Source organism: Neorhizobium fuzhouense, from assembly GCF_042611105.1.
In the GTDB taxonomy this organism is placed as follows: Bacteria; Pseudomonadota; Alphaproteobacteria; order Rhizobiales; family Rhizobiaceae; genus Neorhizobium; species Neorhizobium galegae_A.
Genome location: NZ_JBHFFP010000013.1, coordinates 36,223 through 49,597, shown reverse-complemented (window position 1 = coordinate 49,597; position 13,375 = coordinate 36,223). Strand labels below are relative to the sequence as shown.

The 13,375-nt window shown below is 61.4% G+C and carries 10 protein-coding genes; 3 read left to right on the top strand and 7 right to left on the bottom strand.

Going from position 1 to position 13,375, the window contains the following annotated elements:
• Positions 1-10 precede the first annotated feature (10 nt).
• A complete protein-coding gene (locus ACEXP3_RS20460; protein ID WP_377299126.1) occupies positions 11-1,420 on the bottom strand; it encodes an RsmB/NOP family class I SAM-dependent RNA methyltransferase in 1,410 nt (469 codons plus the stop codon).
• Entirely contained in the window at positions 1,411-2,373 is a 963-nt protein-coding gene (htpX, locus tag ACEXP3_RS20455) for a zinc metalloprotease HtpX (RefSeq protein ID WP_377298954.1), read from the bottom strand. The genes ACEXP3_RS20460 and htpX overlap by 10 nt, the downstream gene beginning before the upstream one ends.
• A 119-nt stretch (positions 2,374-2,492) precedes the next feature.
• On the opposite strand from htpX, the gene ACEXP3_RS20450 reads away from it, so the two are divergent.
• A complete protein-coding gene (locus ACEXP3_RS20450; RefSeq protein ID WP_377298952.1) occupies positions 2,493-2,711 on the top strand; it encodes a DUF1674 domain-containing protein in 219 nt (72 codons plus the stop codon).
• A 33-nt stretch (positions 2,712-2,744) separates the two neighbouring features.
• Here ACEXP3_RS20450 and ACEXP3_RS20445 read toward each other — a convergent pair whose 3' ends face one another.
• Together ACEXP3_RS20445 and ACEXP3_RS20440 are read right to left on the bottom strand one after the other, a co-directional pair.
• A complete protein-coding gene (locus ACEXP3_RS20445) occupies positions 2,745-3,200 on the bottom strand; it encodes a hypothetical protein (protein ID WP_377298951.1) in 456 nt (151 codons plus the stop codon).
• A 103-nt stretch (positions 3,201-3,303) separates the two neighbouring features.
• Positions 3,304-3,516, bottom strand: a complete 213-nt coding sequence (locus tag ACEXP3_RS20440; protein ID WP_210106774.1) for a hypothetical protein — start codon at positions 3,514-3,516, stop codon at positions 3,304-3,306.
• 337 nt (positions 3,517-3,853) lie between these two features.
• On the opposite strand from ACEXP3_RS20440, the gene ACEXP3_RS20435 reads away from it, so the two are divergent.
• Positions 3,854-6,019 (top strand): putative bifunctional diguanylate cyclase/phosphodiesterase, encoded by a 2,166-nt coding sequence (locus ACEXP3_RS20435; RefSeq protein ID WP_377298950.1) that lies wholly within the window; start codon positions 3,854-3,856, stop codon positions 6,017-6,019.
• The gene (locus ACEXP3_RS20430) at positions 6,016-8,520 is read left to right on the top strand and encodes an ATP-binding protein (protein ID WP_377298948.1); all 2,505 of its coding nucleotides are present in this window, start codon (positions 6,016-6,018) and stop codon (positions 8,518-8,520) included. Before ACEXP3_RS20435 ends, ACEXP3_RS20430 begins: the two co-directional genes overlap by 4 nt.
• A 27-nt stretch (positions 8,521-8,547) precedes the next feature.
• On the opposite strand, the gene ACEXP3_RS20425 is transcribed toward ACEXP3_RS20430, so the two are convergent.
• The 3 genes from ACEXP3_RS20425 to ACEXP3_RS20415 all read right to left on the bottom strand — a co-directional run bounded on the left by ACEXP3_RS20425 (position 8,548) and on the right by ACEXP3_RS20415 (position 13,199).
• A complete protein-coding gene (locus ACEXP3_RS20425; RefSeq protein WP_377298946.1) occupies positions 8,548-9,528 on the bottom strand; it encodes a crotonase/enoyl-CoA hydratase family protein in 981 nt (326 codons plus the stop codon).
• Positions 9,529-9,713: 185 nt separating this feature from the next.
• Positions 9,714-11,006, bottom strand: coding sequence for an L-rhamnose catabolism isomerase (gene rhaI / locus ACEXP3_RS20420; RefSeq protein WP_377298944.1), 1,293 nt, complete (start codon positions 11,004-11,006; stop codon positions 9,714-9,716).
• A gap of 96 nt (positions 11,007-11,102) precedes the next feature.
• Positions 11,103-13,199, bottom strand: a complete 2,097-nt coding sequence (locus tag ACEXP3_RS20415; RefSeq protein ID WP_377298942.1) for a bifunctional rhamnulose-1-phosphate aldolase/short-chain dehydrogenase — start codon at positions 13,197-13,199, stop codon at positions 11,103-11,105.
• Positions 13,200-13,375 lie beyond the last annotated feature (176 nt).

Genomic DNA, 13,375 nt, shown 5'->3' with positions numbered 1-13,375 from the left:
GAACAAATCCTTACCCACGCTGTAGAACGCAGGCGAAAAACCCGTCCATGCCGCCGGCATGGCTTTCGCTGGGGGCGATCATGGCGGGCGTCGTGCGGAATTCGCCGAGCGGATTGATCGCCTCTTCCAAGCCCGGCCAGTCCTCGCGGCGGATGGCCAAGCGCTTGACGGAGGCATCGTCGCGCAGCAATTGCGCCACCAGTTGCTCGCCTTCCAGCGGATCGAGCGAGCAGTTGGAAAACACCACGAGCCCACCCGGCTTTACCAACGTCAGGGCATGGCGCAGCATGCGCCCCTGCAGGTCGGCCAGTTTCTCGATATCTTTGGCGTCCTTCGTCCACAGCACATCCGGATGCCGGCGCGTGGTGCCGGTGGAGGAGCAGGGCGCATCGAGAAGCACCCCATCCAGCAGTTCTTCGGGCTTGTAGTCAAAGAGGTTGGACTGGACGATTGTCGCTTGCAGATTAAGCCGCGACAGGTTTTCGGCAAGCCGCAAGGCCCGGTTGGCGGACATTTCGATGGCAGTCACTTCGGCGCCGAGCGCGCAAAGCTGGGCGGTCTTGCCGCCGGGAGCGGCACACAAATCCGCAATGCGTTTGCCGGCAAGGCCCCCGAACAACTGGGCCGGGAGGCTGGCTGCCGCATCCTGCACCCACCAGGCGCCTTCCTCGAAACCTTCGACCGCGGTAATGCCACCATCGAACGCGGCAAGCCGCAGGCTGCCGGTCGGCAGAATACGGGCATTGAGGCGCTCGGCCCAGGCCTGTCCGTCGTCCTTTACGGTGAGGTCGATCGGTGCCGGTGTCAGCTGGGCTTCGGCAATGCGGCGGGCCTCGGCCTCGCCATAGGCCTTGACCAGCCGGGTGTAAAACCAGCCGGGCACCGGAGAGATGGCCTTGCTTGCCGCAAGGATCTCGTCGCGCTCGCGCACCATCCGGCGCAGGAGTGCGTTGACGAGCTTGGCAAAGCGCCGGTTGCGCGGATCGCGATGCGCCTGCTCGACGGCAAGATCGACGGCGGCATGCGAGGGGATATCGAGATAAAGGATCTGCGCAGCAGCGGTCGTCAACACATGCTGGAGCGCGCGCGCGCCCTCCGGCAGCGGCTTGTCGAGCATCATCGACAGGCTTTTTTCGATGCGCGGCAGGTGGCGAAGCGTGGTGTTGAGGATCGCGCGCAGCAGCGAACGATCTGCCTCGCTCAAGGCCCGGTAGGCCGGATTGCCATGGCCGGCATCCAGCATGCCATCGAGCGATGTCTTCTTGTCGATGACGGCAGCGAGGATCTTCGAGGCGGCGATGCGCACATCAAGGCCCGGCTTGTCTGCAAAGACGGGATGTCTTGGCGTCCCGTCTCCACCCGGGCGTGGTGCTGAGGGCTTCTGTCGTTTCTTCTTGTTGTCGTCTGCCGTCAAGACCAGGGACCTTTGCGCGGTTCGTCATCGGTGCGGCGCGCCGGGCCGGTTGTCGGCACGGAACGCGATGTGCGCGTGGGTCTAGCAGTCGTTGCAGGGCGCGTCGAGGTCATGGGCATGCTCGATGCCATGGAATGCAGGGCGGCAATGCGGTTTTCGGTGTTCGGATGGGTCGAAAACAGGTTGTCCATCCGCTCGCCCGACAGCGGGTTGATGATGAACATGTGGGCGGTGGCCGGATTGCGCTCGGCATCCTGGTTGTGGATCGACTGCGCGGCACCGGCAATCTTTGCAAGCGCCGAGGCAAGCCAGAGCGGGTTGCCGCAGATTTCGGCGCCGCGCTTGTCGGCGGAATATTCGCGCGTACGGCTGATGGCCATCTGCACCAGCATGGCGGCAAGCGGTGCCACGATCATGGCAACCAGCACGCCGATGAAGCCGAGCGGATTGTTGTTCTCGCGGTTGCCGCCAAAGAAGAAGGCGAAATTGCCCAGCATGGAAATGGCACCGGCAAGGGTTGCGGTAATCGTCATGGTGAGTGTGTCGCGGTTCTGGATATGCGCCAGTTCATGCGCCATCACACCGGCCACTTCTTCGGGCGATAGCCGTTCCAAGAGGCCGGTGGAGGCGGCAACGGCTGCGTTTTCAGGATTGCGGCCGGTGGCAAAGGCATTCGGCTGCGGGCTGTCATAGACATAGACGCGCGGCATCGGCAGTCCGGCATTGGCGGAAAGGTCGCGGATCATGTGATAGAATTCCGGCGCATTGTGCCCGTCCACCTCTTGCGCGCGGTAGGCCGACAACACCATCTTGTCGGAATTCCAGTAGGAGAACAGGTTCATGCCGGCCGCGATCAGAAGCGCGATCATCATGCCGCCGCGTCCCCCGATCAGGAAGCCGACGCCCATGAAGAGTGCCGTCATGAAGGCCAGAAGCATGGCGGTGCGGATCATGTTCATTGTGGGTTCTCCCGGGAAAGGTAACGCGGTACTTCATGCGCGCCGCGTTCTATCGTAAGGAAATGTGGTTATCCGGGGCGTGTTTTCAATATTCCCCGCAACGCAAGGAGGTTGACCCCATGCAGACGCCGGACAACGATAATGTCGAAACGGACGCAAGCGCAGAGCCGGTGGCCAAGGTGCTTTCGCCGGCCGCCCAGCGTGCGTTGCAGGAAGCCGAGGAGCGTCGCGCCCGCGAAAAACCCATGGAAATGCCGGCCGAACGCGGTGGGCGCGGCGGTGCCGATCCGGCCCGTTTCGGCGACTGGGAAATCAATGGGCGCGCCATCGACTTCTAGGACGCTGCCATCAATGCGTTGCGGATGCGCGGTTCATTCCGGCTGAAGGTGCGTGGCGTCACCCGGCTGACCCTGTGATGCCTCGCTTGACATGGCCCCCGGCTTCGCCGTCGCGGCGGCCTCCTGGGCGCGCAGCCAGTCTTGCAGGGCCGCGATGACCCGAAGCCGGATGCTCGCCTTGCGGATGAGCGCGCGCGCCAGCGCCGTACCCTGTCCGGCAAAGCCCATTTCCGCCATCACCTCGGACGGGCCGATGCGGCGGGCGATCATGATCTTCTCGATGCGGGCGACCGTCAGCGGCAGCAGGTAGCGGCCATTGGCAATCAGCTCGTCGCGTCCGCTTATGAAAGTCTCGGTCCCGCAGGCTCCTTCCGGATCGGAATCCCTGGCATGGAGGCTGGCCAGAAATGACCGGCGTTCATCAGCGCTTGCCCGCAGCCAGTGTTTCTGCAGCTTTTCCAGCGCAGTGCGCTTGTGTTTCTTCGGCATGAGCGATCCGTCAGGGGGAGGGCTCAACGGCGAGCCGGCGGGGAAGTTTCTCCGCCTTTATCTGGCGGCAGTGTCTTATGATCCCAGACGACGATGCTTGCAATCAGCCGGCGGTCTCGGACAAGGGATCGAGCATCGCCTTCAACTGATCCGGCTCGCGGATGCCGAAGAGATACCAGTCGATCAGCGCGCGACCGATGGTCTGGGCTTCCTCACTGTCAACAGCGATCGATCGTTGCAGGCACACCTCTTCCAGCATCGCGCGCAGAATGCGCAGATCCTCCGTCTCCAGTGTGTCATAAGAGGAAAAAGGCATTGCGCCCCCCTTAGATTCAACAGGTGTTCAAGATAAGCGCAGCCGCAGCCGCGGTCAAAGCAAACCGATCCTGCGCCAGTCTGGGACGGGGAAGGTGTGTTCCCGCAGCCACGATGAAGGGAAAGCCCCTTTCGGGGCGGTGCAAGATCCCAAGTCGATACAGCGATAACGACGGCCTGCCATTACCGATACCAGCAAAGCTGATCCAGTATCAAAACGTTAACGGTTTCCTGCCTAACGTGGCGGGAATGTGTCTTTTGAAGGCACGAATTCTGTTGCAGCATGACCAATATCTGCCGCCGATCGGAAGGCCGCCGATATGATACCGGAATCCAGAATGCCCCTAATTGCGATTCTCGATGACCAGGAAACCAACCGGCGCATCTTCGAGCGATTAGCGTCCTCGATTGAAGATGCGGTGGTCATCCGTGTCTTTGCAGATCCAGTCAGCGCGCTTGCTGCCTTCGAGGCAGGCCTGGTCCCGGATCTGATAGTGACCGATTTCAAGATGCCGGTTATGGATGGTGCGGGCTTCATTCGCGCAGTGCGCGCGCTGCACGGATTTTCCGAGATCCCTGTCATCGTCATCACTGTCTATGAAGAGCGCAGCTTTCGCATGCGGGCGCTGGAGGCCGGCGCCACCGATTTCCTGCAGAGCCCCATTGACCATCAGGAATTCATCACGCGGGCGCGCAACCTCCTGAAGCTGCGCAAGCAGCAGATGCTGCTGGAAAGCCGTGCCCGCTTTCTCGCCGTCGAGCTTGCGACCAGCGAGCAGTCACGCCAGGCGGTTCTGCGCGATTCGAGCGAAAGGCTGGCGCAGGTCATCGATACGGTGCCGGCGATGGTCAGCGCCTGTGACCGCGAGGGCCGCATTCTGTTCGTCAATGCCTTTGTCGGCGCCTTCATGGCGCGCGATCCGGCAAGCCTGGTCGGCAAGAGCAGCGATCTGCTGGTCGATCCGGAAATCGCAGGACCGAACCGCATGCTGGATCGCAAGGTCATTCTCAGCGGCCAGCCCCTGCAGAGTTTCGAGCGGGAGATGACGAGCGCCGCCGGTGACAAGCGGGTTTTCCTGACGACCAAATCGCCGCTTCGCGATGGCAGCAACACCATTGTCGGCGTGGTCACCAGCGCGCTCGATATTACGGAGCGCAAACGGGCCGAAGAGCACCTGTTGCATGTGGCGCGCCATGATGCGCTGACCAACCTGCCGAACCGCAATTTCCTGCTCGACCGATTGCGCCGCGAGGTTGCCAGGGCACGGCGGGGCGACCGGTCCTTTGCGCTGCATTTCATCGATATCGACGAGTTCAAGAGCATCAATGAATTGCTCGGTCATGATGCCGGCGACGACTTTCTGAAGGAAGTCGCCCGCCGTCTCCAGCAACTGGCCGGGCCTGAGGATATGGTGGCAAGGCTTGGCAGCGACGAATTTGCCATGCTGCAATCGATCAGCAGTGGCGATCCGGATGCGGCAACCCGCGCACGCGCGGTCATCGAGGTGATGGGCAAGCCCTTTGCCGGGGAAGGCAAGCGCTTTGCCTGCGGCGCAAGCATCGGTATCACCGCCCATCCGGTGGACGGCACCGACGTTAGCAAGCTGGTCAAGAATGCCGAGCTTGCGATGTATCAGGCCAAGGAAAACGGTGGAAACCAGTTCCGTTTCTTCGAAACGAACATGGCCGAGCGCATGCGCAACAACGCCATTCTCGATGGCAAGCTGCGCACGGCGATCGATGAAAGCCAATTCGTCGTCTATTACCAGCCGCTGATTTCGGCCGTCACCGGTCTCGTCATCGGCGCCGAAGCGCTGCTGCGCTGGCAGCACCCGGAAAAGGGACTGGTGACGCCGGGGAGTTTTCTGCCGCGGGCGGAGGAAAACGGCCATATCGTGCCCATCAATGAATGGGTGCTGGCGCAGGCCTGCCGCGAGGCGCGCAACTGGCAGCGCCTCGGACTTGCCGGCCTGCGCATCAGCGTCAACCTGTCGCCTGTACAGTTCCGGCGCGTCGATGTCGCCGACCTTATCACGCGATCGCTTGCCGCCGCCGATCTTGATCCGGCCGTCCTCGAAATCGAGATCACAGAAAACATCGTGATCGAGAATACCGAGAGCGTGATTTCCGCACTGAAGCAGATCGGGGCGCTGGGGGTCGGCATTTCCATCGACGATTTCGGCACCGGTTATTCGTCGCTGAACTACATCAAGCAATTCCCGATCGACCGCATCAAGATCGACCAATGCTTCGTGCGCAACATGGTGGAGGATCCGAGCGACCACGCCATCGTGCGCACGGTGGCCAATCTCGGCCACAGCCTTGGCCTTGTCGTCGTTGCCGAAGGCGTCGAGACGCAGGAGCAGGCGACGCTTTTGAAGGTCGATGGCTGCGATGTCATGCAGGGCTATCTCTTCGGCCGCCCCATGCCTGCCGCGCAGTTTATCGATCTGGTGCGCTCGCAGCAGAACCCCGATCCGCAAGGGCTGGGACTGAGTGCATGAGGCGGACACTGTCCCTTGATCTGAGGTTGCTGTTTTGCCAGCCGCTCTCGGTCTCGTTGCATCAGTTGCGGCTGATGTTGCGGTCGCGCCCGGATACCGAGCACGAGCTGACGGCAAATCGCCTCATTCTGTCCTCCGGCATCATCCTCTATCTGGTGCTGGCGCAGTTCGTCGGGTCCGAGGCGGCAGCCTCTGCCCTCGATGTGGCTGCCGTACCGGTCGCGCTGTTTGAGATTTTTGCCTTCGGTCTTTTTCTGCATATCCTGTTTTACCCGGGCGTCAGTCATTGGCGCCGGGTGGCCGGCATCGTGGCCGATGTCGGGGCCTTTTCCTATGGGCTGCATGTCAGTGGCGAAGCGGGTGCCGCTCTTTTCCTGGTCTATTTCTGGGCAGTGCTTGGCAATGGCTTCCGGTTCGGCATCGTCTATCTGGCGCTTGCAGCCGTCGCAGCCGTCCTCTGCTTTCTGGCGGTCGTCCTCACCACCCCCTATTGGCAGACCGAGATCAACCTCTCCATCGGCCTCATCGGCGCCCTCATCGTCATCCCCGCCTATACCGCAAAGCTCGTGCGCAAGCTGTCGCAGGCCAAGCGCGAGGCGGAAGAGGCAAGCCGCGCCAAGAGCCTTTTTCTCGCCAGCATGAGCCATGAGCTGCGCACGCCCCTGAATGCCATTATCGGCCTCAGCGACCTGTTGATGGGCATGGCGCTGAAAGGCGAGCACAAGGATATGGTGCGCACCATAAGCCGCTCCGGCCGCTCACTCCTATCGCTGATCGAGGCGCTGCTTGATCTCTCCCGCATCGAGGCCGGCCAGGTGAAGATCCTGCCTGAAAAGGTCGACCTGCCGCGTCTGTTGCAGGACGTGCGGGCCATGGCCGGCGTGGCGGCGCATGCAAAGGGTCTCAGGCTGTCTCTGCATGTGGGCGCCAACACACCGCAATTCGTGCTGGCGGATCGCCGGCATCTGGAAGAGATCCTGCTCAACCTGGCCAGCAACGCCGTCAAATTCACCGAAAGCGGCCACATCCGCATCGAGGTCGACTATAAGACCACCGCGGATGGCGCGGGCCTTCATGTGGAAGTCGCCGATACGGGCATTGGCATTGACCCTTCGGCACATGGGCGCATCTTCGAACGCTTCACCCAGGCCGATGGTACCATCATGGACCGGTTCGGCGGCACGGGGCTCGGCTTGGCGATCGTGCGCCAACTGGTGCGGGCGATGGGTGGCGATATCGGTGTGGTCAGTGCGCCAGGCGAGGGCAGTTCCTTCTTCTTCCGCCTGCCGGTCGAGGCGGTCATCGATGAAGAGGCCGATGTGACGCTGCCGCCCTTCGTATTCCTCGGGCAGGGCAGGCTGGAGGCGGAAGCCTATCGCCATGCCCGTCCGGTTTCAACGCTCGAGGCGGCTGTGAAGGCGGTCCGCGCCTTGCGTCTTGAAGGCGTCAAACAGCCGCTGGTTCTCATCGATTCGCAGATGCGCGATCCATCGCCCGCCCGCTTGGCACGGCTGCTGCTCGATGCTTTCCCGCTCGATGACGCGCCGCTCCTGGTTCTCGTCAAGCGCCAGCCTGGCGAGGGGCGCCTTACCCCCGTCATGCGCCATCTGTTTTTCACCGTTGTTGCGCCGGATGAACCGGGGAACATCTCGGTTCTCCTTGCAATGACACGCGAAAGTGCCGAAAGCCTCGCGGAGGCGCATGTTCCGGCCCGCACCGGGCGGCGGTTCCGCCTGTTGATCGCCGACGACAACAAGACCAACCAGATGGTGCTGGGCAAGATTCTGGAAACCAGCGGACATCATTACGAAGTGGTCGAGAACGGCGAGGCGGCGGTCGAGCGCATGCTGCAAGGCGATCTCGACCTGGTGCTGATGGATCTCAACATGCCGGTGATGAACGGCATCGAGGCGGTCAAATTCTATCGCTTTGCAGCCCTCGGCACCAAGGAGATTCCGGTTGTTGCGGTGACGGCCGATGCCACGGCTGAGGCGCGGGAGCGCTGCCTGGCAGCCGGCATGGCCGGATGCCTGACAAAGCCCGTCGAACCCCGGCATCTTCTGGAAACGATTGCCGCCATCATCGGCGATACCATGCCGGAACCGGCCGCTGAGGTGGTGGAGGCGCCAGCCGTTGCCGTTGCCGCTGTTGCTGCCGACCGTCCGATCATTGATGCCATGACCTGCGAGGCGCTGGAGCAACTGGGTGGCCCGGCATTCGTCGACGAGCTGCTCGAACAGTTCGTCAACGATTCGGCCGAGGCGTTGAGCGAGCTTGCCCAGGCCGTTGCCGAGGAGAACGTGCAGAGCTTTCGCAACTGCGCCCATGCGCTGCGCAGTGCCGCCGCCAATGTCGGGGCCGCGCGTATCTACCAGCTGTGCCTGGAATGGCGGGAAATCAACGACCCGGAACTGTCCAGACGGGGCGAAGACCATCTTCACACGCTGACAGGAGAAGTTGAGCGCCTGCAGCAGGAGGTCCGATCACGGCTTGCATCCTGAGGCGCGCAAGCGCGTCTCGGTTCCGTCCTAGAGCAGGCCCGCCTCGATGCGCTTCGTTTGCGCCCCGCGCAGCCGATCGATCTTGCGCAGATCCGCATCCTCGAGCGCCATGGCCGCATCCACCCACAGATCGACCACATCGATCAGTTCCTGGTGGGTGAGCGGGTTTACCCGCCGGCGCACGTCGCGCATCGTGCGCTGGATGGCATGCTTGCGGCTGTTGCGGGCGATATATTCCCGCACGCCTTCCTCGCCCTTGCCGTCGTCCACCACCATGTCGACGAGACCCATCTCGAAAAGATCGTCAGCGCTGTAGATCTGCCCGCTCATGATCATCTTGGTGGCGCGGGTCGGGTCGAGGCGGCGCGACAGGAAGCTGTAGGCGCCCATGCCGGGGAAGAGGTTGAACAGGATTTCCGGCAGGCCGAACTTTGCCTTGCGCTCGGCAATGATGATGTCGGAGGCAAGCGCTGCCTCGAAGCCGCCGCCCAGCGCATCGCCCTGTACCAGCGAGATGAGGAAGATCGGAAGGTTGAGGCTTTGCGATGATGAATAGACGAGATCGACGCAATCCAGCGCATAGCGCCGAAGCCCGTCGCGGTCGCGCGAGCGGATGTGCTCGGCGAAATAGCCAAGATCGCCGCCGAGGTTGAAGATGTTCGGCTGCTTGGAGCCGTTGACCAGATAGAGCAGCGGCAACTCATCACTCGGGCGCTCGAACAGTTTCTGGATGCGCGCGCGAAGATTGCTCAGGTCCTTCAGAAGTGCCGGGGTATAGCTTGGCGCCTGGGTGGGGCGCATAAAGTACCAGAGGGTCTTCTGGGCCGGATCAAGCCGCACCTCCAGCTGATCATAGGAGGCGGTTGCAAAGCTCAGTTCGATCGGCAGGAGATCACTGCCACGCAGCAGCGCCGGCTTCTCCGGGATCGTTGCTGCCGGACGGCGCAGGCCGGCGTCGCCGGTTGCCTCGCGTTCCACCTGTCTCGCCCGCTCCGATACGTCCGCCATAGTCTCGACCCCATTTCCAATAGCCGACAGTGTATCAAACTATGCTGCGCTGCGAAGGGGCCGATCCGGAAGTTTTTAAAATCTGATTAAGAGTTACGGTTAACAAACTTTATTTTATGTCGCTAATACAGTGGGTTGTGCGCCCGGTTCGGTATTGACGTTCCAGGCGCACCCCACTGTGACATTCAGACGATGCCGCCGGAACCACCTTTGACAGCGGGACGCTGGGCCGCAACTGCTGCACGATACCCGCTCGAACGATAGGCTGCGATGGGATCTATCGCGCCGCCCGACCGCAGCCTTGCCTGTGCCAGGATCGGCTCGACATCGGTGCGGTAGGCGCGCTTCAGCGTCTCGGTCGCCATCAGGGCATCATTTGCCTCCTGGAAGCCGTCGAGGCTTGCGCGGTCCACCAGCAGGGCTTGTGTATAGGCGCGCCGGATTTCGTTGGCAGAGGAGATCAGGCTTTCGATCGGATCGGTGACATTATGGCTCTGGTCGATCATGTGGGCCGGATGAAAACCTTGGACGCCACGGTGGTCCGCATCCACCAGCTCGTTGAAGACGAGGAACAGGCGGTAAGGGTCCACTGACCCCGCATCCAGGTCATCGTCGCCATATTTCGAATCGTTGAAGTGAAAGCCGCCGAGTTTTTCGAACTGGATGAGGCGGGCGACGATCATCTCGATATTAGTGTTGGGCGCATGATGGCCAAGATCGACGAGGCAGAAGGCTTTCTCGCCGAGCGTCTGGGCAATCAGGTAATTGGTGCCCCAGTCCTGGACGACGGTGGAATAAAAGGCCGGCTCGTACATCTTGTGCTCGGAAAACAGCCGCCAGTCGTCGGGCAGCGCCTTGTAGATCTCCCGCATGGAGTCGAGATACCGCTCGAACTGACGCGTGAAATTCGTCTGGCCCGGGAAATTGGAGCCGTCGCCGATCCAGACGGTCAGGGCCTTGGAGCCGAGCGCATTGCCGATTTCGATGCATTCGATGTTGTGCTCGACGGCCTGCGCGCGGGTTGCCGCATCGCCGTGGCTGAGCGATCCATATTTATAGGAATGCGCCTGGTCGGCGGCATCGGAAAACGTGTTGGAGTTCATCGCGTCAAAGCCAAGGCCAAGCGATGCGGCCTTGGCCTTCAGCTCCTTCGGGTCGGCCTTGTCCCAGGGAATGTGCAGCGAAACGGTGGGGGTGGCCCGCGTCAACTGCTGGATCACGCCGCAATCGTCGAGCTTGTCAAAGATGTGTCGCGGTTCGCCGGGGCCCGGAAAACGGGCAAAACGCGTGCCGCCGGTGCCGACCCCCCAGGAGGGGACAGCCACGAAAAACTCGGACACCTTTTGCGTGATGGAATCGATATCGATGCCACTGCGCGCGAGCTTTTCACCCAGTGCTGAATAATCGGACGCGAGTGCGGCTTCGTGTTGGTCATTGTGTTCGGCGATCTGATCGCTCGAAATTGTCGGTTCTGTCATTGTGTTTCCTCCCAAAGGATTGCGTCCCCTCATCCGGTAGCCTCCCTCTCCCGTCTTGACGGGGAGGGGGGCTTAAGGATCAGGGACGCAACGCCCTTATCGCGTAAAGCTCTGCGCGTTGCCTGCATCCACGTTGATGATATTGCCCGTCGATTTCGCGGAAAGATCCGAGGCGAGGAAATAGATCGCCTCGGCAATGTCTTCCGGAAACACGTTGAGCTTCAGCATCGAGCGTTTGCGGTAATGTTCCTCCAGATCGTCCACCTCGATCTTCGAAGAAGCCGCGCGCTGTTCGCGCCATTCGCCGTTCCAGATTTTTGAGCCGCGCAGAACTGCGTCGGGGTTCACCGTGTTGACGCGGATGCCGGCATCGGCCCCTTCCAGCGCCAGGCAGCGCGCCAGATGGATTTCGGCCGCCTTTGCGGTGCAATAGGCAGACGCATTGGGCGAGGAGGCAAGGCCGTTCTTGGAGGCGACGAAGACGACGTTTCCACCGAGCTTCTGACGGCGGAAAAGTCGAAATGCTTCACGTGAAACAAGGAAATAGCCGGTCGCAAGAATGCCGATATTCTTGTCCCACATGGCAAGCGTGGTGTCTTCCACCGGGGCCGAGGAGGCGATGCCGGCATTGGACACCAGGATGTCGATGCCACCGAATTCGACGCAAGCGGCGGCGAAGCTATCAATGACGGCCGCCTCCTGCGTCACGTCTAGCTTCACCGAACGTACGGCGTCAGCGCCATGGCGCTTGGAGAAATCGGCAAGCGTTGCAGAAAGCGCGTCCGCATCGATATCGGCCAGCACCACGCAGGCGCCTTCCGCCACCAGCCGCTCTGCCGTTGCCCGGCCGATGCCGCCGGCACCGCCGGTCACAAATGCGACCCGGCCGGCCAAGCTCTTGGGCTTGGGCATACGCTGCAGCTTTGCCTCTTCCAAAAGCCAGTATTCGATATCGAAGGCTTCCTGCTCCGGCAGGCCCTGATAGTCGGACACGGTGGAGGCACCGCGCATGACGTTGATGGCATTAACGTAAAATTCGCCGGCAATGCGGGCCGTCGCCTTGTCCTTGGCAAACGAAAACATGCCGACGCCGGGAACGAGGAAAATCACAGGGTTCGGGTCACGGATCTTTGGCGAGTTGGCGTGTTTGCAGGCCTCGTAATAGCGCGTGTAATCGGCGCGGTAGTCTTCAAGCGCCTGATCGAGACCGGAGAGAACCGCGTCGACATCAGGCTTTGCCGGATTGAAATCAAGAATCAGCGGGCGGATCTTGGTGCGCAGGAAATGGTCCGGGCAGGAGGTGCCGAGCGCGCCGAGCGGCTTCAGGTCTGCGGAATTGACGAATTCCAGAACCGCATCCTGATCGTCGAAATGGCCGAGTTTGCGCTCAAGCTTTCCGATGCGACCACGGATTTCCGGCATCAGGCGAGCAGCAATCGCGCGGCGTTCTTCGGCCGGCAGGCTCTGGGTGACGGCGCCACCGAAGATCAGCTTGCCCTCGGTTTCCTTGGCAAACCACTCGATCGCCTTGTTGATGATCTCCAGCGTCAGCAGGTAGCAGTCCTTGGCATCGTTCGCCCAGGTAAACAGGCCATGGCTTTCGAGCACGACGCCCTTTGCCGTCGGATTGGCCTTCACGAAGGCTTCGAGATCAAGCCCGAGCTGGAAGCCGGGGCGGCGCCAGGGCAGCCAGCCGATATCGGCGCCAAAAATCTGTTGCGTCAGTTCCCTGGAGTTCTTGGAGGCAGCAATCGCGATGATCGCATCCGGATGCATATGGTCGACATGGGTAAACGGCACAAAACCATGCAGCGGCGTATCGATGGAGGCCGCACGCGGGTTGAGGTTGAAGGTGCAATGCGGCAGGAAGCCGACCATGCGGTCCTCATCCTCAACGCCCTTGTAGATCCCCTTCAGCGCTTCCAGCTTCTCTTGGTAAAGCGTGGCAAAGCCATCAAGCTTGATCGTGCCGACATCGCCACCGGAGCCCTTGACCCAGAGAACCTGAACCTTTTCACCGGTGAGCGGGTCCGTTTCCATGACCTTGGCGGACGTGTTGCCGCCGCCGTAATTGGTGATTCGCTTGTCGGCGCCAAGAAGGTTGGAGCGGTAAAGAAGCTTGCCCGGCTCATCGAGGCTTGCCGCATGGGCATCGTCCCAACGATTGTCGAGAAGGTGCGTTTGGCCTGTCATGGAAATCCTCCCAGATCGTTCGTTCAAGAGGACCGCTGGCCAGCGCCTCCCCTATTGGCTTGACGGTATCGCGCAGGCAGGTCGCGATTGTCAATCAAAAACGATCATAAGTTTTCATTGTGCGACGCAGCATAGATATTTTTGATCGATTATGATTGACAGCAATCTTTTGCTAA